Here is a 25,741-nt window from a genome sequence, read left to right as displayed (position 1 = left end):
CCCGAAGGGGCCGCTCTCGTTTAACCGATACCGCTGACTCAGGCCTTGCGCCGCGCGGCCACCGCCATCGCCAGCTGCTCCAACACCGGCAGGGTGTCGCTCCAGGCAAGACACGCATCGGTGATGCTCTGGCCATAGGTCAGCGGGGTGCCCGGCACATTGTCCTGCCGACCTTCCTTGAGGTGTGACTCGATCATCACGCCGATGATGCGCCGGTCGCCGCCTTCGATCTGGGTGGCCACATCGTGACCGACCACGGCCTGACGCTTGAACTGCTTGGAACTGTTGGCGTGGCTGAAGTCGATCATCACCTGCGGCGGCAGGCCCGACTTTTCCAAGGCCTCGCAAGCGGCGTCGACGCTGCCGGCATCGAAATTGGGCCCCTGGCTGCCGCCGCGCAGAATCACGTGCGCATGCGGGTTGCCCGCGGTTTCAAAGATCGCCAACTGGCCGGTGGTGTTCATCGACAGAAAGCGGTGCGAAGACTGCGCCGACACCACGGCGTCAACCGCGACCTTGACGCTGCCATCGGTGCCGTTCTTGAAGCCCACCGGGCACGACAGTCCCGACGCCATTTCGCGATGCAGCTGGCTTTCGGTGGTGCGCGCGCCGATCGCACCCCAGCTCACCAGATCCGAGATGAATTGCGGCGTGAGGATGTCGAGGTATTCCACACCCGCCGGCATGCCCTGCTCGTTGAGGGTCAGCAGCAGTTGCCGGGCGGTGCGAAGGCCTTTGTCGATGGCAAAGCTGTCATCAAGGTTGGGATCGTTGATCAGCCCCTTCCAACCCACTGTGGTGCGCGGCTTCTCGAAATACACGCGCATCACAATCAGCAGATCCTTGGCGAGCCGCTGCTTGGCCTGCGCCAGCAAGCCGGCGTATTCCAGCGCGGCGTCGGGGTCGTGAATCGAGCACGGCCCGACCACCACCAACAGCCGGTCATCGCGACCGGCAAGGATGTCCTGGATTGCCGAACGCGCCGCCACCGTCGTGGCGGTGGCGACATCGGACAACGGCAGCTCGCGCTGCACCTGGTCAGGCGTGGAAACCGGATGCACCGAAGCGATGCGTGTGTTTTGTGTGGCGAGCGTCATGAAAAAACCTGCATTTGATCGGTTGGAGGAAGCCGGCCAAAACGGCCCTGCACCCTGAAAAGCGCGCGCGATGCTACCACCGCAGGCCGCGGTGGACGATTTGCCATTGCCTATGACGGCGCCAATCTGCCGCTATCACGGCCTGTACCGTCGCTGGGTTAGTCTGCGTTTCCCGCCTGCACACGACGCCTGCGTTATGACGCTTTTCTGTCGCACCCTCGCCCTGCTGACCGGCCTCGCGCTGAGCCTGCACGGACATGCCCAATCGGTCATGACCCGCAACGAAGCCTCGCTGAGCCGCTTCGCGCCATTGCCGGTGGTCGGCGAAGGGGCGCTGCCGGCCGCCGGCCGCAACCACTGGGCACTCACCGCTGACCTGACCAACGAGTTCTACACCGACACGGTCGGCACCGAGACCGTGCTGCTCGACGGCGAAACCCTCAACACCACCCTGCGCTGGCGGCGCGGCATCGGCGACGGTTGGGCGGTGGGCGCCGACCTGTCGCTGCTCAACAGCGGGGGTGGCCTGCTCGATAACTGGATCGAAAACTGGCATGAGTGGTTTGGCCTGCCCAATGGCCAACGCGAACAGTTCGAGCAAGACCGCTACCGCTTCGCACTCACCCAGAATGGCGACACACGCTTTGCCCGCGACCGTGGCGTCACCGAGCCCGGTGATGTGCGGCTGCGGCTCAGCCGATCACTGGGCGCCGCCCGGCAGGTTCATGCACAACTGTCGGTACCCACCGGCCGCGCCGACGCGCTCACCGGCGGCAGTTGGGGCGGCGCGCTGTGGCTGGAAGAAAGCTGGCGTTTCGGTGACGGCCGCTGGGGTGGCTTTGTCAGCGGCGGCGGCACCCTGCAGGAAACGCGCGGCATGCTCGCCGACCTGCAGCGCCCGGTCACCGGCTTCGCCAGCGGCGGGCTGGACTGGAACCTGTGGCGCGACCTGAGCCTGCTCGGCCAGCTCTATGCACACACCGCCCTGTACGAGGACGTCGCCAGCGACATTGGCGATCCGGGCCTGCAACTGGCCCTGGCCGCGCGCTGGCGCTTCTCGCCCGAATGGAGCGCCGACCTCGCGTTCCAGGAAGACCTGATCGTCAATGCCAGCCCCGATTTCAGCCTCCATCTGGGCATCCGCTTTCATCCGGGTGGCTGAGTCACACCCCTAAACTTGGGTGTCACCTCACCCGGGCCCGCCATGAAAATCGATCTCGACGCACTGCACACGCTGGACGCGATTGCCACCCACGGCAGTTTCGCCAAGGCGGCCGATGCATTGTTCCGCGTGCCGTCAGCCGTCACCTACACGGTGCGCAAGCTGGAAGAGCAACTCGGTGTCGAGCTGTTTGACCGCAGCGGCCATCGCGCCGTGTTGACGCCGGTTGGACAGACGCTGCTCACCCAGGGACGCGCGCTGCTGCAGCAGGCCGATGCGCTCGAGCGCCGTATTCGTCAGGCCGGTCAGGGCTGGGAGCCGCGACTGGTGATCGCCATCGATGAAATCATTCCGCTGGAGGCGCTCTACCCGGTGATCCAACAGTTCGACCTGCTGCGCACCGGCACCCAGATCGAGTTGACCCGCGAAGTGTTCGGCGGCACCTGGGACGCCCTGGTCGACCGCCGCGCCGACCTCGCCGTCGGTGCGCCCGACGAGCCGCCGCCGGGCTTCAGCGCCGGCACCAAAAGGCTGGGGCAGGCCGAATTCGTGTTTGCCATCGCGCCCGATCATCCACTTGCCGAAGATGCCGGTCCGCTGAGCTTTGCGCGCATCAGCGAATTTCGCGCGGTGGTCGCCGCCGACTCGTCACGGCGTCTGCCGACCCGCTCGGGCGGCGTACAGCCCGGGCAGCCGATGCTGATCGTGCCGACCCTCAACGCCAAACTGTTGGCACAGGTCGCCGGCCTCGGGGTCGGTTACCTGCCGCTGCACCTTGCGGCGCCCTACCTGGCGGCAGGGCAACTGGTGACGCGCGAGGTCGAGGGCGAACGCCCACCCGCGCAACTGCACATCGCCTGGCGCAGCGGCGAGATGGGCCGTGCACTGGGCTGGTTTCGCGACGCCATCTTCCGCGACGGCCGGCTGGCACCACGCGCGGGGTAAACTCGGCGCATGACCCCCGACGACGCCCGCACCCTGTTACTCGGGGAGCTCAACCCCGCACAGCAATCGGCCGTCAGCGCGCCGCAAGCCCACCGGCTGGTGCTGGCCGGGGCTGGTTCAGGCAAGACACGCGTGCTCACCCATCGACTGGCGTGGCTGGTGGCCATCGAGGGCCTGTCGCCGCAGTCGGTGCTGGCGGTCACGTTCACCAACAAGGCCGCCGCCGAGATGCGCGGACGGCTGGAGCAACTGCTGCGGGTGCCGGTCAGCAGCCTGTGGGTCGGCACTTTTCACGGCATCGCCCATCGCATGCTGCGCCTGCACTACAAGGACGCGGGCCTGCCACAGAACTTCCAGATCCTCGATGCCGACGACCAGTTGCGACTGGTCAAGCGCCTGCTGAAAAACCTTGACCTGGCCGACGACCAGTGGCCGCCGCGTGCGGTGGCAAGCTATATCAATGCGCGCAAGGAAGACGGCCAGCGCGCCGAACACTTGCCCGAGTCGCCGGACTTTATTGCCCACACCTACAAGCGCATTTACGAGGCCTACCAGGCACAGTGTGATCAGAGCGGCCTGGTCGATTTCGCCGAACTGCTGCTGCGCGCCTACGAGCTGTGCCGCGACAACGCCGCCATCCAGGCGCATTATCGGCGCCGCTTTCGCCACATTCTGGTCGACGAATTTCAGGACACCAACCACCTTCAATACCAGTGGCTGCGCACCCTGGCCGGTGACACCGGGATCTTGTTTGCCGTCGGGGATGACGATCAGTCGATCTACTCGTGGCGCGGTGCCCGCGTAGAGCACATGCTGCAACTCACCCGCGAGTTGCCCAATTGCGATGTGCTGCGGCTGGAGCAGAATTACCGCTCCACGGCGACAATTCTCGGCGCCGCCAACAGCCTGATAGCGCGTAACCAGGGGCGACTCGGCAAGGAGCTGTGGACGGCGGGCAACGACGGTGAGGCGATCCAGCGCTACGAGGCGTTCACCGACCTCGACGAAGCCGAGTTCGTCGTGCACCGGGTTCGCGACGGACTGAACGCGGGCCGGCCACTGAGCCAGCACGCCATTCTTTACCGCACCAGCGCCCAGTCACGGGTCATGGAAGAGGCGCTGATTCGCTCCGGCACCCAGTACCGCATCTACGGCGGCCTGCGCTTCTTCGAGCGTGCCGAAATCAAGGACGTGATGGCGTGGCTGCGGCTGCTGCACAACCGCGATGACGATGTCAGTTTCGAACGTGCCGTCGGCGCGCCGCCGCGCGGCATCGGCGCCACCTCACTCGACAAGTTGCGAGTCGCCGCGCGCGACGGCGAAATGTCGCTTTGGCAGGCGGCCAGCAACGCCACGCCAGCGACCCTGGGGCGCACTGCGAAGGCCTTGGGTGAGTTGCTGGCGCTGGTCGATGGGATCGCCGCCAAGACCCATGGCCAGACCCTGGGCGAACTCACCGAGACGGTGATCCGTGAATCTGGACTGCGCGCCCACTTCGACAAGGACCGCAGCGAACAGGGCGAAGGCCGTCGTGAAAACCTCGACGAGTTGATCAACGCCACGCGTGGTTTCGAACCACTGCCCGGCGAAGAGGTCGAGCTTGACCCGCTCACCGCGTTCCTGACCCACGCGGCGCTGGAGGCGGGTGAGCGCCAGTCCGGTCCCGGTGAAGACTGCGTGCAACTGATGACCCTGCACGCCGCCAAAGGGCTGGAGTTTCCGGTGGTGTTTCTGGTCGGGCTTGAGCAGGGCCTGTTCCCCAGCCAGCGCACCATCGACGAGGGTCATCTCGAAGAGGAACGGCGGCTGTGCTATGTCGGCATTACCCGCGCACGCGAGCAGCTTTACCTCACCCACTCCGGTTCGCGGCGCATTCACGGCGTGCAGCAAAGCTGCGTGCCATCGCAGTTTCTGCGCGAGATTGACCCACAATTCATCGCCGAGACCCGGCCCCGCGCCGGCGTACTGCATGCCCCGTCGCCGATGCGCGGCGGCCCGCAACTGCTGCGCGGCGGCGCGGCCGTCAAGCCCGATGCGGCGCACGGTCTGCACATCGGCCTGCGCGTGACCCACAGCAAGTTCGGCGAGGGCACGGTACTCAACTTCGACGGCGAAGGTCCCGGTGCGCGTGTCGAGGTCAACTTCAAACGCGATGGCGCCAAGTGGCTGATGCTGGCCTACGCCAAACTCCACCCTGCGGGATGAACACTGATGCCCGATGACCTGCTCGACTATGGCTGGCTGATCGCGATTTTTGCCATCGCCCTGATCCTCGGCCCGCTGTTTGCCCTGCGTCCGACCAGCAACCGGCGCGGCGAGGTGCCGATGCCGGAGGACTGGAAAGCACGGCTGGCGAAACTGCCGCACGCCGCCTGCATCGATGACGCCCAACGGCTGCGCTGGCATGCCGATGTCGAAACCTTCTGGCAGCACGTCACCATCGCGGGCTGCCAGGGCTTCTGGGTCAATGCCGACGTGCGCCTGACGATTGCCGGCTACGCCTGCCTGCTGTGCGTCAAGGCGCCGCCAGGCCGCCCCTACCCGCGGCTGCGAACCGTGCTGGTCTATCCGCAGCCGTTCCTGGTGCCGCAGACCGAGCCCGACGAATACGGACTGGTGCCTGACGACCCGGTCGAGCAGATCGGCGAGAGCTGGAGCGGCGAGCGGGTGATCGTCTCGTGGGCCGACGTCGAGGCGGCGCTGATGGGTGACGCAGTCAACGTGCTCGTCCATGAATTCGCGCACCAGCTTGATGACGAATCGGCAGACGCCAGCGGCGCGCCGCCGTGGCGCGAAGCCGAGCGCTGGGCGAAGGTCATGCAGGCCGAGTACGACCGCCTGCTGCGCCACCGTCGTCCCAAGGTGCTCGACGCCTACGGCAAAGAATCGCCCGAGGAATTCTTCGGCGTGGTGATCGAAGCCTATTTTCAGCGCGGCGCCGAACTGGCCCAGCATCACCCCGAGCTGTACGCGCTGCTGTCTGACACCTTTGGGCTGTCGACACAGAGGGTGACATGGCGTACCGAGGTGCTGGTGGCGCCGTGATCGCCGAGGCAAGGCGAGGCCTGGCGGCTGCACCGGCTGATCTTTGGTCCATTCTGGCGATGACGGCTGCGTGGGTGATGCTGCTGTACGCCGTCACCGGCGGCGGCGCGATCACTCCGTGGGTCGAGGGCTGGGGCCGCTGGGACGCCCATCTCTACCTGCGCATCTGGCAACAGGGCTACGGCGCAGACCCGGCGCTGACCGCCTTCCCGCCCGGCTTCGCGTGGCTGAGCGGCGCGCTGTCGAACGTCCTGCCGTTGTCGTTTTTCGGCGCCGGCAGCGTCATCAGCCTGGTGTCGCTGGTGATGGCCGGCAGCGTGCTGGCCGCCATGGTCAAGCGCGATTTCGGTGTGCCCGGCACTTGGGTGTTTGCCTTCTGGCTGTGCGGCCCTGCGACCTACTTCGCTTTGGCGCCCTACTCGGACCTGCTGTTCTGCGCGCTGCTGTTCAGCGCCTGGTACTGGCTGACCGCGCCGGCGCTCACCCGCAGCGAACAGCTGCTGCTGATTGCGGTGTTACTTGCGCTGCCGCTGGTGCGCATGACCGGGCTGGCGCTGCTGGTGCTGTTGTTGCTGCGCCGCTGGCAAACCCTGGCATTGCTGCCGGGCTTCGGCGTGTTTCTGTGGCTCAACCATCAGACCACGGGGAACGCCTTCCACTTTATTGCCGTGCAGTCGCAATTTCTGATGCCCGACGGACATGTGCTCGATGGTTTACGGCGCGCCAGCAACGGGCTGCTGCCCGCACCACCGGTTGAAAGCACCGTTCCGTTTCTTCAGTGGTTGCAACTCAACGCCGTGCCGATGGCGCAGTTACTGCTGCTGGCGCTCACTGCGGGCTGGCTGGCATGGCGACGCCACGGGGTGCTGGCGCTCAGCCTGATCGCCATTGTGCTGATGTCGCATAACCAGGGCTTCTGGCGTTCGGTGGTGCGGTACAACCTGGTGCTCTGGCCGTTGGTGGCCTTGCCGATCCTCGACTGGATCGGGCTGCGCCTCAACCGCCCGCTCGCCCGCGCGGGCTTCCGCCACGACATCCTGCTTGCGGCGGCGGCACTGGGGGCTCTGATGATGCTCGGGCTGCTGTTGGAATTGCGCTTCGCGGCGGTCTTTCACCGAGGGGGCTGGGGGTTTTGACCGACGGGGATCCACACCGGAAGTTCGATAGACTCAAGCGTTCAGACCACCTCCGTTCGAGATCACCCCATGCGCTTACCCGTCCTGTTGGGACTTGGCCTGCTGGTTCCTGCGGCCCACGCGTTTGATCTGAGCGTGGACGCCTACTACACCGCCGATGCCTCGGTGCGCATCGAAGACCGCGACAGCAACAGCAAGCTCAAGCTCGACGACGGCAAAGGCGAAGGTCTGCGGGTGGTCGCCTGGCCGGTCAACAACCCGATGTTCTTCTCGGCCGAGTTGGCCAACGTGCGCGACGCCAAAAGCGGCTTTCAGGTCGAAGGCGAAGACTTCACATCCGAGGCGCGCTACCAGCAGATTCGCGTCGGCCTGGGGGTGATCAACCGCAGCGCCTTCTATTCCCGTTTCGAAGTGGTGCACAGCGACCTGCGCAACCGCGAGCGTGACGCCGCAAACCTGTTGGTCGCCAACGAAAAGCGTGACGCCATTGGGCTGACTGCACTGGTCGGCATCGCCGGCGCGTTTCATCCCCGTCTGCTCGGTTCAATCGAGGTCGGCTACCAGGACCTTGATCTGCTTGAGGACAGCGACGATGGCGAGGCCGAGTTTGGGCGCGGCTTCATCGGCACCGCACGCATCGACGTCCCGGTGCACTCGCGCATTCAGGTCTTCGGCGAGTACCGCTATCAGCAGGGTCGCAGCAACAACACCGGCACCAATCTGCAGACCGACCTGAGTGAGGCGCGCATCGGCCTGCGCTTCAACGTGCTGTAACGATCCGCGCTACTGCACCTTCACCACCATCGAATCAAAGCCGTTACGGTTGACCGAGTTGGAGAGGGCCTGCGCCGTCTCCAGCCCTGTCACCGGCCCGAGTCGCACGCGGTAAAAGGTTTCGCGACCGTCGATGGTGACCTTCTCGACCAGCGCTTCCTCGCCCAGCAGCGCCAGCGCCGCCTTCTGGCGCTCGGCGTCGTCCTGGTTGCGATACGCCGCGACCTGCACCCAGTACTCGGTGCTCGCCGCAGTCGGCGCAGGCACCGGCGCGTCGGCAGCAGGCCGATCAATGGGCCGCGGGTCGACCATGACTTCAGGTTGTTTCGGTAGCAATTCGTAAAACGAAAACTGCCGCGGTGACGGGGTCGGGGAGACATCAGGCGCGGGTTCGCTAGTGCGCGGCGTGGCGACCACCGGCATCGGGTCTACCGGCCGGGTGATGTAGACATAGGCCGCAATACCCAGACCGATGGTCAACCCCACCAAACCCCAGACCCAGCCGGGCATGTCGTTGCGCCGGGCCGGTGACGGGCGGCGATTGGGCGGACGGTTACCGTAGGCACTGGCCATTACATGCGCTCCGGTGCGCTGACGCCGAGCAGCGCAAGGCCACTGGCCAGGACTGCCCGTGTGGCATCGCACAAGGTCAGCCGCGCCGCCTGCAAACCGGCGTCGTCGATCAGAAACTTGTGCGCGTTGTAGTAACTGTGGAATGCGTCGGCCAGCTCGTCCTTGAGGTAAAACGCCATCCGGTGCGGGGCCAGGTCTTGCGCCGCTGAGGCAATCACCTCGGGGAAGCGCGCAAGGGCCGTCAGCAGCCGCTTCTCGTGCTCATTGTCGAGCCGTGCGAGGTGTTGCAGGCCGATGGCGCGGTCGTAACCGGCACCCGATTCAGCCGCCTGGGCAAACACGCTGCACAGCCGTGCGTGCGCGTACTGCACGTAGTAAACCGGGTTGTCGGTGGACCGGCTTTTCGCCAGATCAACGTCGAACTCGAGGTGCTGCTCATGCCCGCGCATCAGGTAGAAGAACCGCGTGGCGTCGGCGCCGGCCTCGTCAATCAAGTCCTGCAGGGTCACAAAGTTGCCGCTGCGCTTGCCCATCCGTCCTGACGACAGCGTCACGAACTGGATCAGCTGCACGTCGAGGGCGTCCTTGCGGCCGGTGAGCGCCTCGATGGCCGCCCGCACCCGAAGGATGTAGCCGTGATGGTCGGCGCCCCAAACGTCGAGCAGGCGTGGCCAGTCACGATCGAGTTTGTCGACGTGGTAAGCCAGATCGTTGCAGTAATAAGTGGCGGCGCCGTCCGCCTTGATCAACACCCGGTCTTTTTCGTCGCCGAAGCTCTCGGAGCGCATCCACAACGCGCCGTCTTTTTCGTAGGTCAGCCCCTGCTCGGCCAGCCGTGCCAGTGCGATCTGCACCGCGCCACGCGCGACCAGGTCGGCCTCGCTGGTCCACTGATCGAAGCGCACCGAAAACGATTCAAGCGTGGCGCGGATCGTCGCCAGCTGATCGGCCAGCGCGGCCTGCTTGATCCGCTCGTAATCGGCGCCCAGCCCCTGTCGCCCGAGGGTGATCCAGCGGTCAACGTGCGCTTCCTGCGCCAGCTTGACGCGGTTCTTCTCGGCGTCGTCGGCACCCTCGGTGACCGATTCCTCGACCGGCAGTCCGTCGATTCCTGCCACCCGAAACGCCTCGGCGCCGACCTCGTCAAACAGACGGTCGGCCGTGACGCGGATGTAGTCCGCCGGATACGCGCGCTGCGGAAACGCCAGCGCGACACCGCAGCGCTGCAGATAGCGCAGCCACACGCTGACCGTCAGCACATCGGTCTGACGGCCGGCGTCGTTGATGTAGTATTCGCGCCACACCGACCAGCCGGCGGCTGCAAGCAGATTGGCAACGGTGTCGCCATAGGCAGCATTGCGGCCGTGCCCAACGTGCATGGGCCCGGTGGGGTTGGCCGACACGAACTCGACCATGATGCGGCCGCGGGCACCGCTGTCATCGCGACCGTAGCGACCGTCCGCCGCCAGGATCTCGGCAACGACGGCCTGAAAGGCGCCAGGTGCCAAGTGAAAATTGATGAAGCCCGGGCCGGCAATGTCAACCTTCGTCACCCGCTCTGAAGTCGGCAATGCGCTGACCAGTGCCTCGGCCACTTTGCGCGGCGGCAAGCCCATGGGCTTGGCGAGCATCAGGGCGAGGTTGGTCTGGAAATCGCCGAACCGCGGGTCTTTGGTGGCCTCAACCTGGGGCGTCGGCACGACCTCAAGAGACCGCCCGGCGGTCACCGAAACCAGCGCCGATTCGAGCAAATTACCGAGGTGAGCCTTCATGGACCTGCGACACGTGAGGACGGGGGCGCATTGTACCCGGCTGCCCAACGCAGACCGTGCGCCAGTTGGCAGCGCGGCCGGCGATCAGCAACCCGGCCTGGCGGTCGTTCGACGCCGCCGATCAGGGGCCTTTGGCCGCCATCTCAAGACCCCGACGGTAATGCGCCAAGGCCTCGTCGACTTTTTGGTTGCGCTCGGCAAGCTGCCCAAGGTGCCAGTAAACCGTCGGCGTGCCATGTGAGGCAGCAGCCGCTTCGAGGTAACTGCCAGCTTTGCCCCACAGTCGATTGCGCGCGCAGGTCAGCCCGGCAGCGATCAGCAGCTCGGTTTCTTCGCCGTAGCGCTGCAGCCATTGTTCGATGCTGGCCAGTTGGCCGACCGGGTCGATGTTCTCCAGCGCGCCAAAGCAGCGCACCAACTCGGCGTCCCAGCGGGCTTTGAGGGCGCGGTTGATCACCGCCACCGCATCGCTTTCGGCGTTCAGCCGGGCCAGCGCCAGCGCATAGGCGCGCTGTACGCCGGGATCGGCACAGATCTCCGATTTGGCCTCGTCCCATAGCGATTTCACGACGGCCAGTTCACCGGCCGCGGCCGCGCGGCTCAGCAACATGGTGAAAGCCTTGACGGTGAGCGGAAAGCGGCTGTCGAGCGTCAGCACCTTGCCCGGACCGGCCATCAAGGCATAGAGCTCGCGATGCTCACCGACGCGTGCCAGCGACTCGGCGAGCAACAGCAACGCAACCCGGCTTTTCGGGTTCTGGCCGTGAAAGTGACGCGCCGCATCAAGCGCACGTTGCGGCTCCCCGGAGGCCACGAGCAGGCGAATACGCTCGGCCATCACCGATTCCAACGGCGGATTCTCCAAGGCCATCGCGCGATCCAGGTAGGCATCGCGGCGGTCATAGGCGCCCTGGATCTGCGCTGCGCGGGCGGCGGCCACATAGCTCAGGTCCGGCGCCTCATGGTCGGCAATGCCGCGCAGCAGCGATTGCTCGGCGACGCGCGGCTCGCCGGTCACCAGCTCGCGCAGACCCCGGACGAAATTCTGCTGGGCTTTGCTGGTGCGCCGCTCATGAAACCAGCCGCGCAACGACGACGGCAGTTGCAGCGCACCGCCGGTGATTCGGCTGAGCAGCCACAGCGTCAGCCAGACCGCGAACAGCAGCACGGCAAAGCCGGCCAGCGTGCTTTCCAGTACCCAGCCCTGCCAGGTGAACAGCACGTAGCCAGCATCGACACCCAAAAGGTAGGCGGCGACCGCGCCCACCGCCAGCGCCGCCAGCAACAACATCACCAGCATGATCATTGCGCCCCCGGCTCAAGCTGGGCACGCAGCAGCGTCAGGCTGCGGGTGACGTCCGGCATCTCGACCATCTCGGGCTGCCGCTGCAAGCGTTGCAACTCGGCCTCGAACGCCGCCACCGCCGGCTGGTCAACCGCAAAGTGCCGTGCCAGCCATTGCTGCGCCGAACCAAGGATGCGGATGAACTCGGCGACGTCGCCGGCAAGCCACGCAGCGCGGGCATTTTCGAGTTTGATGTGCAGCAGCATCAGGGTCGAGGCGGCGGCCGATTCCGGCAGCGCACCGATGGTTTCACCGCCTTCACGCCGCAGCACGAACAGTTGGCCGAGGATGTCGGTCAGCCGGTCCAGCATCGGCCGCTCACCGTCCAGGTCGACGGCGGCGAGGTCCATCTCGGGGGCTTCGCGGACGCTGGGCGCAAGCGGCAACGCGTCGATCTGCTCAATGAGACTCGACACCGCCAGCGCAACCCCTTCGCGGTCGAATCGTGGCAGCGCCGCCAGCGCCGTCCGCTCGCGGGAAATGGCTTCGCGTACACCGTGCACGCGCGGATCGGCCAACTGTTGCAAACGGTCGTCGGCACGCTCAAGCGCGGCGTCAGCACCCTGAATGTCCGAGGCCAGTTGCAGGCGCTCGTTGGCCAGCAGCAACAATTGCTCGACCGTGGTCAGGGTGATCTGCGAGCGCCCCAGGTCGATGCTGTCCTTGAGCTGGCCGAAGGCCTCGTCGTAACCCTCCATGCGCAGCTGCAACGCCGCCGTCTGGTCACCGACCTGTTGGGCAAGCTCGACCGCCTCGCGCTGCTGCCGCACGACATCGTCGGCCATGCGCTGGGTCCGCTCGCTGTCGTTGACCAGCAGGGTGCGGGCGGTGTCGAGCTCCATCCACGCCCAGTAGCCGGCGGCCACCCCGGCGGCGCTGATCAGTACCGCCAGCAAGGCGAGAAAAATGGCCACGCCGGCACCGCGACCGCCTCGGCGAGGCGCAGTCGCCGCCGGCGAAGGTTTTGCCGCCGCCGCAGGCGCGGGGGCAGCAGGCACGGACTGGGGCTCAGCAGGCTTTGACGAGGGTTCGGACATGGAAGAGACAGCACCAAAATGAGAGTGAAGCGCCGCAATCAGGTCGGCATCAAAGGGGCCTGCCGCCATCAGCGGCACATCGGAATAGCCTAAAGACTTTGCATGATCGGCGAGACGCGGACTGATGACCAGCCATCGCGGGGCATCGGGTCCGTCCAATGGACGGTCGGCGGCGCGCATCGACGCGTGCCAGGCGCTCATGGCCTCGGCGCTGGTGAACAGCACCACCTCGGCGCTTTGCAGTGCGCTCGTCAAAGCTGACGCCGCCGGGGTTTCGGCCACCCGCCGATACACCGCAACGGTGTCGACACGGGCGCCGCGTTCACGCAGGGTGTCGGCGAGCAGGCCACGTCCCCCTTCACCGCCGATCAGGGTGATTTGGACGCCGCTGACATCGCCCAGGCGGGGATCGGTTAACAGGTCTTCGGAGCGACTGCCGTCGGCCGGCGTCCAGGCGTTGACGCCCAGCGCGCCCAGTTTGGCGGCCGTGGTCCGGCCAATGGCCGCGACCCTGGGCGGCCAGCGAATCGGCTGCGGCAAATCGGCAAAAGGTGCCACGGCATTGACGCTGGTGAACACCCACAGCGCGGCGTCAGCGTGCGCCGCGATGGCCTGCGACAAGGCCTCGTCGCGGAGCATCGTCTCGATACGCAGCATCGGCAGCGCGACCGGGTCGGCGCCGTCGCGCGCCAGCGCCGCCATCAGGCTGTCGCCCTGGCCCGCCGGGCGGGTATTGATGATGCGCCGGCCCTTCAGCGGCGAGTCGTCGGCCTTACTCATGCGCGGTCTCGTGTGCGAGTCGCAGCCGGGCGGCGGCCAGCGCGTCGCGATAGGCATCGCGCGCGGCGTTGGCGGGACAGTGCTGCGCCGCCTCGGCACGGGCCTCGACGATCATCAGCCGAACCTGCTGGTCGGTGTAGCGAAACTCGTGACCGCGAGGCGACAGCCCGTATACCGCCGTGGCCATCCGCAACGTCTGGATGCGTGAGCCGGCGCGGTCGCATTGACGGGCAAACAGGTCGACCCACTCGGCGGGCACCGTCAAACCCTTGTCGGCGGCCGGCGCGACCACCCGCGTTGCCAGCAGTTCGCGCGTCAGTCGCTGGCCGTCGGCCACGCGCGTGTCGTCGTAGTGCACCTGTCCGGCCTGGTCCACCCATTTGTAGACGGCCGACGCAACCGCAGCCGGCGTGATGCCCATTGCGGCGAGCACCAGCACAAGCCAGCGCACCGTCATGGGGTGACTGCGGCATCGCCACAGGCCCGGCTCACGCGCATCTCGGCGCGGGCCAGCAGTTGCTCGCGTTGCGCGCCATCCATCGTTCGCTCCACGCCCAGGCTGTCGGTTTCAACAATCTGGTTAGCCCCCCGGTAGGCGTCGTACTGCGCCTGCGCCTGCTCGCAACTTTGCTCGGTGGGCGGCAGCTCGGTGACCGGCAGTTCGGTCGGGTCAACGGCTGACGCCGCGCCCGCAGGCGCGTCGGCGCCGCGGCGCGGCACCGCTTCAGCGCTGCGCGGCGCGGTCGTGGCATCGCCGTAATGGACGCGGCCCTGCGCATCCACCCAACGGTAAATCGCCGCATCCGCCGAGACCGCCGACAGCGGCAGCACGCACAACAGCATCAGCGCCCCGCAGCGGCGCCCGCCCAGCCCGAAACCCATGACCGAAATCGACATGCCTTGAGGATAGCCGTTCACCGACCTCGGCGGAAATTGAGCGGCGCGCAAGAGGCCCGCGTCGACCGTGTGATGTGGGCCGCTCATGCCCCTGGCACTGGCCCACGGCAACAGGGCGCGCACCCTAAACTGCGGCCATGATCCGTTTCCTTCTGCTGGTCGTCGTGCTCGCGCTGGCGTGGACGGGGTGGCTGCACCACCGTGCGACGCAGGCGGTTGCACAACAGGTCACTGCATTGCGGCCGTATGCGCTGCTGCGCCATCAGACGCTGCGCGCCTGGCCTGGGCAGCCGGTCACCCTGCAAGGCGTCACGCTGGAGCCGGTCGGCGGCTGGCGTGATGGCCTCGGTCTGCCGGTGGGCTACCGGCTGAGCGCGCAAAGGCTGTATTTGGGCGATGCCGATGCCGCCACAGGCGAGCGCCGAATTGTCATGGATGGTTTGCAGATCCCGGTCGACGGCCTCCCGGCTACGCTGGACCAGATGCTGCGGCGCGCCGGGATCACGCAGCTCGACGGCGCGCTGACGATACAGGCGAGACCCCCGCTGGACGGGCTGCCATGGCAATGGGGGCTTGACTGGCAGGTGCTGGACGGGCTGGCCGTCGAGCTGACCGCGCGCTTTCATGCCGGGCCTGAATTTCCAGCATTCACGCTGGCCGGGATGACCTTGGTCGACGCCACGCTGGCGGTCTATGACAGCGGGGTGTTGTCGCGCCTGCAGCAGGGCGCGGCGCTGGCCGCGCGGCGTCCGGTGGACACTTGGGCCGACACCACGCTGGAGCAATTGCAGGCCATGGCCGGTGACAGCGGGTGGGCGCTGCCGACCGAACTGACCCCGACGCTGCACACGCTGATGCGCGTGCCACAGTCGTTTATCGTCGCGGTGGAACCGCCGGCGCCGGTACGGCTCGACCCAATCAACCTCTATGCGCCTGGCGACCGCTGGGCACTGCTCGGCGTCAGCGCAGGGCTTTCGCCCCAGCCCGACGCGTCACGTTAAACGGCTTCGATACCGGCCTCACCGGTACGGATGCGGATGGTCTGCTCCAGGTCGTAAACAAATACCTTGCCGTCGCCGATCTGGCCGGTGCGCGCCGCCTTGCTGATGGCCTCAATGGCCGGGTCGAGCTGGTCGGGCGCCAGCGCCACTTCAAGTTTGATTTTGGGCAGCAGGTCCACGACATATTCCGCACCACGGTAAAGCTCGGTGTGACCCTTCTGCCGACCGAAACCCCGCACCTCGGTCACCGTCATCCCCTGCACGCCCAGGTCGGCAAGCGCCTCACGGACAGCGTCAAGTTTGAACGGCTTAATGATGGCGACGAGCATTTTCACGGGACGCGCTCCAACTCAAAAAAAGAGAAGCGGCAGTGTAGCGCTGACCGCGCCACTGCCGCTGACCGGGTCCTGCAGACGCAAAAAAGGGCGGGTCTTTCGACCCGCCCCAATTCCACCCGCCGGAGGAGAACCGGCGGTGTGTTGCCATGACGCGTGTGTGAAAACCTCAGCCCTGTTTGAACTCGGGATAGGCTTCCATGCCGCATTCAGCAAGGTCGATACCCTCGTGTTCTTCTTCCTCGGAGACCCGCAAGCCGATGATGGCCTTGATGATCAAGCCGATGACGATGGTCAAACCGAAGGTCCAGGCGAAGATCGCGGCAATGCCCACCAACTGACCGGTCGCCGTGGCGCCGTCGTTGGACAGCAGCACTGCGAGCACGCCCCAGATACCGACCGTGCCGTGCACCGAGATGGCACCGACCGGGTCATCGAGCTTCAGCTTGTCGAGGGCCAGGATCGAGAAGAACACCAGCACGCCACCGGCCGCGCCGATCAGAGTCGCCAGACCCGACGACGGTGACAGCGGATCTGCGGTGATTGCCACCAGACCGGCCAAGGCGCCGTTGATCGCCATGGTCAAGTCAGCCTTGCCGAAGCGCAGCTTCGCCATGATCAACGCAGCCAGCAAACCGCCGCTGGCAGCCATGTTGGTGTTGACGAACACCTTGGCGACGTTGTTGGCCGAATCGACGCTGGCGACTGCCAGCTCCGAACCGCCGTTGAAGCCGAACCAGCCCATCCACAGGATGAACATGCCCAGCGCGGCGAGCGGCAGGTTCGCACCCGGAATCGGATGAACCTTGCCATCGGCTGCGTACTTGCCCTTGCGGGGTCCGATCAGAATCACCAGTGCCAGTGCCGCAGCCGCACCGCAGAGGTGCACGATGCCCGAACCCGCGTAGTCGGAGTAGCCGAAGGTTTCACCCAAGAAACCGCCGCCCCAGCTCCACATGCCCTGGATCGGGTAGATGAAGCCGGTCATCACCACCGCGAAGGCGAGGAAGGAAAACAGCTTCATACGCTCGGCGACCGCACCCGAGACGATGGACATGGCGGTGGCCACGAACACCACCTGGAAGAAGAAGTCCGACAGCCCAGAGTAATAAGGCGCGTCTTCACCACCGGCGTTGACCACGTCGGCGGCGTTGTCTTCCATCGACAGCATGAAATCGAACCCGGGCAGATACATTCCGGCTTCGGTGTACATGAAGTTGTAGCCGATCAACAGATACATGACGCAGGCGGTCGCAAACAGCGCGACGTTCTTGGTCAGAATTTCAACAGTGTTCTTGGAACGGACCAGCCCGGCCTCCAGCATCGAGAAGCCCGCCGCCATCCACATCACGAACGCGCCGGCCACCAGGAAGTAAAAGGTGTCGAGTGCGTAAGCCAGTTCGGCCGTGGAAATACCGGCGGCCGCTTCAGCCACCTCCGTCATGACCTCTGCTTCCTGCGCAGAGACTCCGAAGGCGGCCCCCGCCCCAGCGGCCAGCATCAGCCATTTGAATACAGAACGATTCATCGTGTTCTCTCCTTGGATATCAAAGTGCGTCGTCGCCGGTTTCGCCGGTACGAATGCGAATGGCCTGCTCGATGGCGGTGACGAAAATCTTGCCGTCGCCGATCTTCCCGGTGTGCGCCGCCTTGGTGATGGCGTCGATGGCGGTTTCCACCTTGTCGTCATCAACGCCGACTTCCACCTTGACCTTCGGCAGAAAATCAACGACGTACTCCGCCCCGCGATACAGCTCTGTGTGTCCCTTTTGCCGACCAAAACCTTTCACTTCGGTAACCGTAATCCCGGCGACCCCGATGTCCGAGAGCGCTTCACGCACCTCGTCCAGCTTGAAAGGCTTGATGATGGCTGCGATCAATTTCATCGAAATCACTCCTGGTAGCGATGTTGTTGGTTGAGATCCAGGCAGCCTGTTCCCGGATTCCGCAGGGTGACAAGCAGGGACCGTGCCAAACGGCCGAAAACCGTGATCCAGCGCACAGCACCCGGCCCGCGCTAAACTTTGCAAATGCTCGACCCTCGCTCTCTGGATGCGCTTGCTGACCGCCTCGCCCAGGCCTTGCCGCCGGGCATGAGCCAATTGCGGCGTGAATTGCAGGACAACTTCCGCGTCATGCTCGGCGCCCACCTCGACAAGCTCGACCTGGTCACCCGCGAACGCTTTGACGTGCAAGCCGAGCTGCTGGCCCGTACCCAGGCCCGCCTGAAAGCGCTGGAAGCCCGACTCTCTGCGCTGGAACAGCACGCGCCGCAGCGGCGCTAACCGCCGCTCATGAGTCTTGCCACCGTCCGGGCCCGCGCGCAGAACGGCTTGGTGGCAGAAGAAGTGCGGGTCGAAGTGCATCTGGGCAATGGCCTGCCGGCGCTGAACATCGTCGGCCTGCCCGAGGCGGCGGTTCGCGAAGCCAAAGACCGGGTGCGTGCGGCGCTGACCGTCAGCGGTTTCAGCTTTCCGCAGCAGCGCATCACCATCAACCTGGCCCCCGCCGACCTGCCCAAGCACGGCGGGCGTTTCGACTTGCCCATGGCGCTGGGCATTCTGCTGGCGCAGCAGGCCCTGCCGGCCGGCTGCCTTGACGACTTCGAAGTGCTGGGCGAATTGTCGCTGTCGGGTGAAATTCGCGCCGTGCAGGGCGCACTCCCCGCCGCCCTGCAGACCACCCGACACCGGCGCGGCCTGGTTCTGCCCGCGGAAAACCTCGCGGAGGCCCAGCTTTGCCGAGCGGCACGCTTGCACCCGATGCACCATTTAAGTGCACTGGTCGCGGCGCTCCATCAGGGTGCATTGCCGTGTGAACCGGCCCCACCCCCATCGCCACCCGCGGCTGCGCGTGACCAGCCCGACCTTGCCGACGTGCGCGGCCAGCATCAGGCCAAACGTGCGCTGGAAATTGCTGCAGCCGGCGGGCATTCGATGCGACTGGTTGGCCCGCCCGGCGCCGGCAAATCCATGCTTGCCGCAAGGCTTCCGGGGCTGTTGCCGCCGCTGAGCGAGGCCGAGGCGCTGGAGGTCGCCAGCATCCGCTCCATCAGCCACGAAGGCTTTGACGCCAGCCTATGGGGGCTGCGGCCTTACCGGTCACCGCACCACACCGCGTCCGGCGTGGCGTTGGTGGGCGGTGGCGCGCAGCCGCGCCCCGGGGAAATCACCCTGGCGCATCACGGCGTGCTGTTTCTCGACGAACTTCCGGAGTTTCCGCGTGCCGTCCTCGACGTACTGCGTGAGCCGCTGGAATCCGGCCACATCGACATTGCCCGCGCGGCGCGGCAGACGCGCTTTCCGGCGAGGTTTCAACTGATTGCAGCAATGAACCCCTGCCCTTGCGGGCATCTCGGTGACCCCAAAGGACAGTGTCGCTGCACGCCCGACCAGGTGAGCCGCTACCAGGGTCGGTTGTCGGGCCCGTTTCTGGATCGCATTGACCTGCACGTTGGCGTGCCGAGGGTCGATGAAAGCGCCTTGCTGGGGCCGGGTCGTGACGCCGGGGCCGAGCGCACCGAAATGGTGCGCGCCCGGGTCATGGACGCCCGCACCCGGCAGATTGCGCGACAACACAAACCCAACGCCGCGTTGCACGCCGGTGAACTGGACACCCACGCCGCCCTCGACGCGGCCGGTCAAACCCTACTGCAGCAGGCCATGACCCGCCTTGGTCTGAGCGCCCGTGGGCTGCACCGGGTGATCAGGGTGGCGCGCACCATTGCCGACCTCGCGGGCGAGACGCACGTCACGACACCGCATCTCGCCGAAGCGCTGCGCTACCGCGCCCCCTGAGCCTGAAAGCCCAACAAAAAAGCCGCCCGAAGGCGGCTTTGCGTAGCAACTGCAGACCAGTGAATCGTTACAGATCGAAGCCGTAGCTGCCGCTGATGACCAACTTCGGATCGTCATCGTCGATATCGGTGGCAACCAGACCAAAGCCCATGCCGAACCCGTTTTCTAGCGCAGCAGATACGCCGATGTTGTATTCGATGTAGCCATCGCCATCGGGGGTGAACGCTTCGTTCCCTTCACCATCATGTAATGCAACCATCGCGTCAAAAGACATCAATTCCGACAGCGGCAGGCTCAGAGCACCCGAGATGCCATAGGCGCCGTCAGCATCAGTCCCATCAGGATTCACTGCACCGAAGTAATCACCAAACGCCACGTAAGCGCCCAGGGTAAACGGGCCGAAGCCGAGGCTTCCGTATGTTTCGATGGTGTTGAGTGACGGGTCCTGAGGGCCCGGCTCATCTTCTTCGGCATACCAGTAGTAAATCGCACCGATGTCGTAGGAAACGCTTCCAGCCTCACCGCCAAAACCGGCGTAAACATCGACTTCTGCACCGCTACCGGTGGCACTGGCGAAGTTGATCGTTGAGGCCCACGTGCCGACGTAAAAGCCGGAGTCTGCTGCGTAATCGAGACCACCCTGAACGGCTGCGCCATTGCTCTGCGCGAAGCCGCGGAACATGTATTCCGACACCACGCCCACATTCCCCGAAAGCTGTGCCAAGGCAGAGCCCGAAAACGTTGCGGTGCTCACCGCTGCAGCCACAGCCAAATGCTTGAAATTCATCAATTACTCTCCTGAAACGTCTTGAGGTTGTTCCCGTCGATCTTGTGATGCGCGGGTCCCGGTTGAAGAAAAGCAATCTGCGTGCCAACTGAAAGCGAGCGAAGTCTGTCACAAAAATATGTCACAAAAAAGCCGGGCGCTGCCCGGCTTTTGGATGCGCCGCTTGGGCGGCTTAGAACAGCTCGGCGAGGCTGAACTGGTAGTTGATGCCCAACACCAACTCACCCACTGACGGGCCGTCGGCCACGGCAAAGCCATTGGCGAGGATCGCGTCTTCGTCGCGGTCGGAGTAACGTGCGGCGGCGTAGGCCTCCAACCCGGCGAACACGTCGTAGAACACCCCGAGTGACAGGCTCTGGCCTTCAAACGGCACGTTTTCGACATAGCCCAGCGATGCGGCCAGCCGGGTTCGGTCATTAAGGCTCAAGGTGCCGCTCAAAAAGTAATAGTCGCGATCGGGCGCGCCTTCAATCTCCAGTGGCTCCCAAGAGGCGCCCAGGCCCCACACCTCAGTCGCGTATCCGCCGTAAACGCGGGTTGCCTTGGTTGCGTTGGGCAATCCGGCGTTGAAGTTGGCGCTGGGCGTGCCGTTCACCGTAGAACGGATATCGAGATACTGCACCCCGAACAGAATGCCGTCGGCCGCGTACTCAACGCCCACGCCGAAATCTTCCTGCCCGCCATCGCCGCCATCATCGTCGCCAAAAATGATGGCCGCGTTGCCGGTCAGATTGGCAATGGTGGGCGACTTGTACGCCACCTGATCGGCGACCAGTCCCTGGTCCACCGTGTCGGAGGTCAGTGCCGAAAGGCCAAAGCCCGGCCCCAGCACCGGCGCACCGGCATTGCCGAACGGCGTGCCGGTGATGGTCCCCACACCGGTGTTGTAGAACGGGTCCAGCTGTTGCCCGGCCCGCTTGTAAGCGGTTTCGAGCTGCCCCAATGCCAGGCTGCCGAACGGCGAGCCGACGCTCAGGTAAGCCTGCCGGGTGTCGTCGCTACCGTTGGTGGTGTTACCGGCGTCGATGCCCAACTCGTAAACACCGGTGACGCTGATGTCGCCTTCGGCGCCGCTCAGCGCAACGCCCAGGTGGCTGTTGTTGCTGCTGAACTCGGTGTCATCGGCGCCGTCTTGAACATCGGAATGCCCCACCGAGTAGCGCAGGTCGCCATAGAGGCGGGCCCCGACTTCAACGGCCACCGCCTGCATCGAGAACATCGCCAAAACACTGCCTGCCGCGATGAATCGCGTTGAACGCATCATTGATTCTCCTGGGAATGTGAAGGTGCTAAAGCGCCGACCCGGCTCGGCTCGGCGCCTGCTGCATTGCAGCGAGAAAAGACACAACGGATTCTTGCACCGAATGGATGAGCGCAACGACTGACAGATGCACGTCCGTCGCCCGGTTGGGGATCACGCGGCACAAGTCGCACCAACTCGGTGCATCAGTGACCCTATATCACCGTCGTTCGCAGGGCCTCGATCCGCTGTGCATCAAGATCACGTGCACTTGATCGGTGCATCACCCGTGCATCGCCCACAAAAAAGGCGCCTGAGCAGCGCCTTGTTTGCGGCGACGACCGGGTCAGATCGACACGTCAGCGTCTTCCAGCAACGCTTTGACGGCGTCACGCACTTCGTCGTCGCTGAGGCTGGAATCTCCGCCGCGCGCCGGCATCGCGTTGTAGCCCTCGATGGAGTGCTTGACCAGGGTGTCGAGGCCCTTCTCGTCGAAGCGTTGCGCCCAGGCGGCGTTGTCGCCAGACTTTGGCGCATCGAGCACGCCGGCGTTGTGGCAGGCGCCGCAAACGCGCTCGACCACCTGGGCGCCGGTGTAGGGCTCACGTGAAGTCTCGGTCTCTGCGCTGGCCTGCACCAGCATCTCGGGGTCGGTGACCACTTTGCCGATCGGCGCGAGACGCTCTTTCATCAGTGCCGTCTGACCTTCATCGTCGCGAATGTCGCCGCTGGCAAACAGGCCGGCCGCAACGATACAAATCACAAAAATGACGCCCAGCCCGCCCATCACCTTGCTGAAGTTGGCCATGAAGATCTTGTCTGGGTTCTGACCGTCTTGAGGTTTGTTGCCCACCGGCTGCTCCAACACTGATTTGAGGAATACGGGGGCGAGAGTTTACCCGAGCCGGTGGCTCGCGCCCACTGATTTGCGCGCGAACGCTTCTAGGCCCGACCGAATGCCTGCCGCCAATCGGCCAATCGCTGCGTACGGGCGGCGGCGAGGGCATCCGAAATCGCCGGGCCGCGCAGGCCGTCGGTCATGACATCACGCGCCTGCACGGCCTCGGCTTGGGCACGTGCGGCCTGCCAGAACGCCGTGTGGGCCCGGCGTCGGACCCCCTGCGCCAGCACCGCATCGACCGCGAGCACCCGATCAAACAGCGTCGAGCGGCGAAACGCGGACATACCTTCCAGCCGCCGCAGTAGCGCATCGGGCGCGAGGGCCTCGCCGTGGTGAAGGTCGTCAGCAGACGCCACGAACGTGGCCACCAGGGTGCTGATGTCGTTGGGCACCCGTAGTTGCTGACAAACCGCGTCCCACTTCACTGGAGTCAATTGGGCCGCCGCCGGCGCCATCCATGCCGCGGCCCGCACCACCGGGTCGGCGTGGTCAGCCGTGGCCTGATCCACCGCCGCCAGCGACAAGGGCAACGCCGTCGTCGACAGCCAGCCGAACCAGTCGGCCAAGCCGCCGACGGCGTCCAGCGTGGTGAAAAAAACACTGGGGGCCGGGCTCTCATTGATGGCACGCACGGTCTCCTGCCAGACCCGCTCGGCGGACAACTCACGCAGCGCGCCCGTTGCCACCAGTTGCCGGCACAGCGCCAATGTTTCATCGGCGACGCGAAACCCAAGGGGCGCAAAGCGCGCCGCAAACCGCGCCAACCGCAGCACCCGCAGCGGGTCTTCGCTGAAGGCCGGCGACACGTGTCGCAACCAGCGATTTTCGATGTCACGCGCGCCGCCATGAGGGTCGATCAGGGCGCCCGATTCGTCCTCGGCAATGGCATTGACAGTGAGGTCGCGACGAATCAGGTCGTCCTCTAGCGTGACCTCGGGCGACGCGTGCACCACAAAGCCCTGATGCCCCGCCCCGCTCTTGCGTTCAGTGCGCGCCAGCGCATGCTCTTCCTTGGTCTGCGGGTGCAGGAACACCGGAAAGTCGCGCCCGACCTGGGTAAACCCCGCCGCACGCATCTGCTCCGGGGTACTGCCGACCACCACCCAATCGCGCTCGTGCGGGGTCAGGCCAAGCAGGCCATCGCGCACCGCACCACCAACCAGGTAGCGTTTCACCGTGCGCCGGGCCGCACCACCGGGCGCATCGCCACGCCCGCGCGCTGCGCCTCACCGCTGCCCAACCACGCATACACGGCCTGGTGCCAGAGCAGCTTGCCGATGTAGTTGCGGGTTTCGTTGTAGGGCACGTTTTCCATCCAAATGTCGGCGTCCTTTGGCGTGTCGGGCAGCCAGCGATCCACCGCCCCGGCGCCGGCGTTGTAGGACGCAATCGCCGGCATCCATTGGCCGTCAAAGCGCTTGAAACGCTCGGCCAGATAGCGCGAACCCAGGGCGACGTTACGCGCCGGCTGGTACAGCGCCTCGACATCGGGACGCGGCAGGTCGTGACGCTGGGCGACACCGCGTGCGGTGGGCAGCAGCAACTGCATCAGACCGTAAGCGTTGGCGTGCGAGCGGGCGCGCGGCTCGTAAAGGCTCTCCTGACGGATCAGACCGTAGATTAGCGGCGCCGGCAGGCCGCTGTCGGCGGCGGCGCGCGCCACCAGCGCGTCGTAGGGTCGCGGATAGAGGCGCACGAAGTCGTCAAAAATACGTGCCGCAGTGGATGAGGCCACGCCGTTCACCCACCAGCCCTGGGCAAACGCGAACTGTGAGAGTTGGTCATAGGTCGGCATGTCGCGACCGGCGAAAAAGGCGAACCATTCGAGGTTGAAGCGCGGCCGCAGGTCCAGCGCGTGCAGCTCGCGCATCCGCGCGATGGCCGGGTCCTGGTCGAACGCCGTCTGCACCGCGGGGTTAGGCGGCGCGCCTGGCTGCGGCTGCGGCAGCATCGCCACATCAAGGCGCTCGGCGGCAAGCAGTGCATAGACATTGTTGGCCGTCAGCAAGCGCTGGTAATCACCGCGTGCGGCCGCCAAGCCCTGTAATTTTTCGGTGACTCGCGCCCGCCAGTAGCGCCAGCGCGGCTCGGCGGCGAGTGCGTCGGGAAACACCGCCAGCCAGCGATCAGCCTGCTCGAACGCGCCGGCCCAAAGCGCCGCGCGCACCCGCCACTCATGCACACGGTCGTCGTCCGAGCCAAACCCGGCACGACGGAACGCGTCGAGCGCCGCCTCATCGCGCCGCCACGAGAGACGCAGGCCCACGGCATTCCAGACCGCGGCACGCTGGCCGTCGCTGAGTCCGTCCAGTTCGGCGAGGCGCGGCGCCATGCGCTGCGCAGCGTTGATGTCGGCGGCCGCCCAACGGTTCCAGCCGCTGATCAGGTCGTCCCACGGCAGTGGCGACGGGGGCGCGTCGAGCAGCGCGGGTATCGCGCTGGCCGGCGCCGAGCGCAAGGCCAGGCGCTGCGCATATGGGTCGCGCCGTTGGTCCGGCAACTGCCGGAGCAGGAAGCGCGACAGACCGAACTCGTTGCCCGCCAAAGCCAGTTCGAAGCGCTCGATCACCAGTGCGTCTGGACGTCCGCCCCGGGCCTGCAGCCATTCGAACGGCCGGTCACAGGCGTCGGGCATCGAGCGCCCGGTCTTGAACGCCGCCTGGATCTGCGGCACCAGCACGGCCGGGTCCTGCCCGGTTTCGAGGCCGGCGCGCAGCCGTTGGCATTGCAGGTCGGTGAAACTCACGTCGGCCGGCACCTCGGCCCAAACCTGCGCCCAGGCCTGCCGCCGCACCAGGCTGCGCCACCACTCGCGCGCCAGATCACGGTTCTCGACATGTTGCGGGTGCGCAGCCCGGAACGCCGGCCACGCCTGATCGGCTTCTGGGTTGTTGCGAGCGATCAGCCGACGCACCGCAGCCGCGTCCAGATACGGCGCGAGGCTGTAACGCTGCAGGGCCTCGGAGCGCGGCGGGTTCTCGCCCTTTTCGATCGCCGCCAGCACCTCGATGAATTCTTCACGCAGCGAATCCGGGTTCGCCATCGCCAGCGCGGGCAGGCAGGTGCCCAGGCCCAACAGGGCCGGCAGGGTCCACCGGGTCATGGACTTTATTCGGG

24 protein-coding genes are annotated in these 25,741 nt (G+C 65.8%); 9 read left to right on the top strand and 15 right to left on the bottom strand.

Annotated elements, in window-relative coordinates; all coding sequences use genetic code 11:
• Positions 1–38: 38 nt before the first annotated feature.
• Entirely contained in the window at positions 39–1,097 is a 1,059-nt protein-coding gene (locus U741_RS0106105) for a 3-deoxy-7-phosphoheptulonate synthase (RefSeq protein ID WP_029889598.1), read from the bottom strand.
• A 196-nt stretch (positions 1,098–1,293) separates the two neighbouring features.
• Here U741_RS0106105 and U741_RS0106100 point away from each other — a divergent pair, with 196 nt between their 5' ends.
• From U741_RS0106100 to U741_RS0106075, 6 genes are all read left to right on the top strand, one after another.
• On the top strand, positions 1,294–2,259 hold the full coding sequence (locus U741_RS0106100; protein ID WP_029889597.1) for a DUF3187 family protein: 966 nt from the start codon (positions 1,294–1,296) through the stop codon (positions 2,257–2,259).
• 42 nt (positions 2,260–2,301) lie between these two features.
• Complete coding sequence (locus U741_RS0106095) at positions 2,302–3,204, top strand: LysR family transcriptional regulator (protein WP_043110208.1); 903 nt, start codon at positions 2,302–2,304, stop codon at positions 3,202–3,204.
• A gap of 9 nt (positions 3,205–3,213) precedes the next feature.
• The gene (uvrD, locus tag U741_RS0106090) at positions 3,214–5,409 is read left to right on the top strand and encodes a DNA helicase II (protein WP_029889595.1); all 2,196 of its coding nucleotides are present in this window, start codon (positions 3,214–3,216) and stop codon (positions 5,407–5,409) included.
• Positions 5,410–5,415: 6 nt separating this feature from the next.
• Positions 5,416–6,249: a M90 family metallopeptidase gene (locus tag U741_RS0106085; protein WP_052378545.1), complete on the top strand. Its 834-nt coding sequence runs from the start codon at positions 5,416–5,418 to the stop codon at positions 6,247–6,249.
• Positions 6,219–7,385, top strand: a complete 1,167-nt coding sequence (locus U741_RS0106080; protein WP_152551509.1) for a hypothetical protein — start codon at positions 6,219–6,221, stop codon at positions 7,383–7,385. The genes U741_RS0106085 and U741_RS0106080 overlap by 31 nt, the downstream gene beginning before the upstream one ends.
• Positions 7,386–7,454: 69 nt before the next feature.
• Positions 7,455–8,159 (top strand): hypothetical protein, encoded by a 705-nt coding sequence (locus U741_RS0106075; RefSeq protein WP_029889592.1) that lies wholly within the window; start codon positions 7,455–7,457, stop codon positions 8,157–8,159.
• Between the two features lie 9 nt (positions 8,160–8,168).
• On the opposite strand, the gene U741_RS0106070 is transcribed toward U741_RS0106075, so the two are convergent.
• The 6 genes from U741_RS0106070 to U741_RS0106045 all read right to left on the bottom strand — a co-directional run bounded on the left by U741_RS0106070 (position 8,169) and on the right by U741_RS0106045 (position 14,563).
• The gene (locus U741_RS0106070) at positions 8,169–8,732 is read right to left on the bottom strand and encodes an SPOR domain-containing protein (protein ID WP_029889591.1); all 564 of its coding nucleotides are present in this window, start codon (positions 8,730–8,732) and stop codon (positions 8,169–8,171) included.
• The gene (gene argS, locus U741_RS0106065) at positions 8,732–10,504 is read right to left on the bottom strand and encodes an arginine--tRNA ligase (RefSeq protein WP_029889590.1); all 1,773 of its coding nucleotides are present in this window, start codon (positions 10,502–10,504) and stop codon (positions 8,732–8,734) included. Before argS ends, U741_RS0106070 begins: the two co-directional genes overlap by 1 nt.
• A 121-nt stretch (positions 10,505–10,625) precedes the next feature.
• Entirely contained in the window at positions 10,626–11,810 is a 1,185-nt protein-coding gene (locus U741_RS0106060) for a heme biosynthesis HemY N-terminal domain-containing protein (protein ID WP_029889589.1), read from the bottom strand.
• Positions 11,807–13,666 carry a uroporphyrinogen-III C-methyltransferase gene (locus U741_RS0106055; protein WP_029889588.1) on the bottom strand — a complete coding sequence of 620 codons (1,860 nt, stop codon included), beginning with the start codon at positions 13,664–13,666 and terminating at the stop codon, positions 11,807–11,809. The genes U741_RS0106060 and U741_RS0106055 overlap by 4 nt, the downstream gene beginning before the upstream one ends.
• Positions 13,659–14,123, bottom strand: coding sequence for a DUF4124 domain-containing protein (locus U741_RS0106050; RefSeq protein WP_029889587.1), 465 nt, complete (start codon positions 14,121–14,123; stop codon positions 13,659–13,661). The genes U741_RS0106055 and U741_RS0106050 overlap by 8 nt, the downstream gene beginning before the upstream one ends.
• Positions 14,120–14,563, bottom strand: a complete 444-nt coding sequence (locus tag U741_RS0106045; protein ID WP_029889586.1) for a DUF4124 domain-containing protein — start codon at positions 14,561–14,563, stop codon at positions 14,120–14,122. Before U741_RS0106045 ends, U741_RS0106050 begins: the two co-directional genes overlap by 4 nt.
• 137 nt (positions 14,564–14,700) lie before the next feature.
• On the opposite strand from U741_RS0106045, the gene U741_RS0106040 reads away from it, so the two are divergent.
• A complete protein-coding gene (locus tag U741_RS0106040) occupies positions 14,701–15,564 on the top strand; it encodes an aq_1923 C-terminal domain (protein WP_029889585.1) in 864 nt (287 codons plus the stop codon).
• Here the strand turns inward: U741_RS0106040 and U741_RS0106035 are convergent.
• The 3 genes from U741_RS0106035 to glnK all read right to left on the bottom strand — a co-directional run bounded on the left by U741_RS0106035 (position 15,561) and on the right by glnK (position 17,785).
• Positions 15,561–15,899, bottom strand: a complete 339-nt coding sequence (locus tag U741_RS0106035; RefSeq protein ID WP_029889584.1) for a P-II family nitrogen regulator — start codon at positions 15,897–15,899, stop codon at positions 15,561–15,563. The two genes, U741_RS0106040 and U741_RS0106035, sit on opposite strands and share 4 nt — an antisense overlap.
• A gap of 169 nt (positions 15,900–16,068) precedes the next feature.
• On the bottom strand, positions 16,069–17,343 hold the full coding sequence (locus U741_RS0106030; protein ID WP_052378982.1) for an ammonium transporter: 1,275 nt from the start codon (positions 17,341–17,343) through the stop codon (positions 16,069–16,071).
• A gap of 103 nt (positions 17,344–17,446) precedes the next feature.
• Complete coding sequence (gene glnK / locus U741_RS0106025) at positions 17,447–17,785, bottom strand: P-II family nitrogen regulator (RefSeq protein WP_029889582.1); 339 nt, start codon at positions 17,783–17,785, stop codon at positions 17,447–17,449.
• Positions 17,786–17,929: 144 nt separating this feature from the next.
• Here glnK and U741_RS0106020 point away from each other — a divergent pair, with 144 nt between their 5' ends.
• Together U741_RS0106020 and U741_RS0106015 are read left to right on the top strand one after the other, a co-directional pair.
• On the top strand, positions 17,930–18,184 hold the full coding sequence (locus tag U741_RS0106020; protein WP_029889581.1) for an accessory factor UbiK family protein: 255 nt from the start codon (positions 17,930–17,932) through the stop codon (positions 18,182–18,184).
• A 9-nt stretch (positions 18,185–18,193) separates the two neighbouring features.
• Positions 18,194–19,696 carry a YifB family Mg chelatase-like AAA ATPase gene (locus U741_RS0106015; RefSeq protein WP_029889580.1) on the top strand — a complete coding sequence of 501 codons (1,503 nt, stop codon included), beginning with the start codon at positions 18,194–18,196 and terminating at the stop codon, positions 19,694–19,696.
• 67 nt (positions 19,697–19,763) lie between these two features.
• Here U741_RS0106015 and U741_RS0106010 read toward each other — a convergent pair whose 3' ends face one another.
• From U741_RS0106010 to U741_RS0105990, 5 genes are all read right to left on the bottom strand, one after another.
• Positions 19,764–20,483: a TorF family putative porin gene (locus U741_RS0106010; protein WP_029889579.1), complete on the bottom strand. Its 720-nt coding sequence runs from the start codon at positions 20,481–20,483 to the stop codon at positions 19,764–19,766.
• Between the two features lie 172 nt (positions 20,484–20,655).
• The gene (locus U741_RS0106005; protein WP_084154688.1) at positions 20,656–21,747 is read right to left on the bottom strand and encodes a porin; all 1,092 of its coding nucleotides are present in this window, start codon (positions 21,745–21,747) and stop codon (positions 20,656–20,658) included.
• A 322-nt stretch (positions 21,748–22,069) separates the two neighbouring features.
• Positions 22,070–22,576, bottom strand: a complete 507-nt coding sequence (locus tag U741_RS0106000) for a c-type cytochrome (protein ID WP_200872686.1) — start codon at positions 22,574–22,576, stop codon at positions 22,070–22,072.
• Between the two features lie 89 nt (positions 22,577–22,665).
• Positions 22,666–23,799: a CCA tRNA nucleotidyltransferase gene (locus U741_RS17710; protein ID WP_043110207.1), complete on the bottom strand. Its 1,134-nt coding sequence runs from the start codon at positions 23,797–23,799 to the stop codon at positions 22,666–22,668.
• Positions 23,796–25,727, bottom strand: coding sequence for a lytic transglycosylase domain-containing protein (locus U741_RS0105990; protein ID WP_029889575.1), 1,932 nt, complete (start codon positions 25,725–25,727; stop codon positions 23,796–23,798). The genes U741_RS17710 and U741_RS0105990 overlap by 4 nt, the downstream gene beginning before the upstream one ends.
• Between the last annotated feature and the right edge of the window lie 14 nt (positions 25,728–25,741).

This window comes from Polycyclovorans algicola TG408, from assembly GCF_000711245.1.
GTDB classification, from domain to species: Bacteria; Pseudomonadota; Gammaproteobacteria; order Nevskiales; family Nevskiaceae; genus Polycyclovorans; species Polycyclovorans algicola.
The sequence above is the reverse complement of the archived record's forward strand: the minus strand, read 5'-3'. Positions and strand labels throughout refer to the sequence as shown.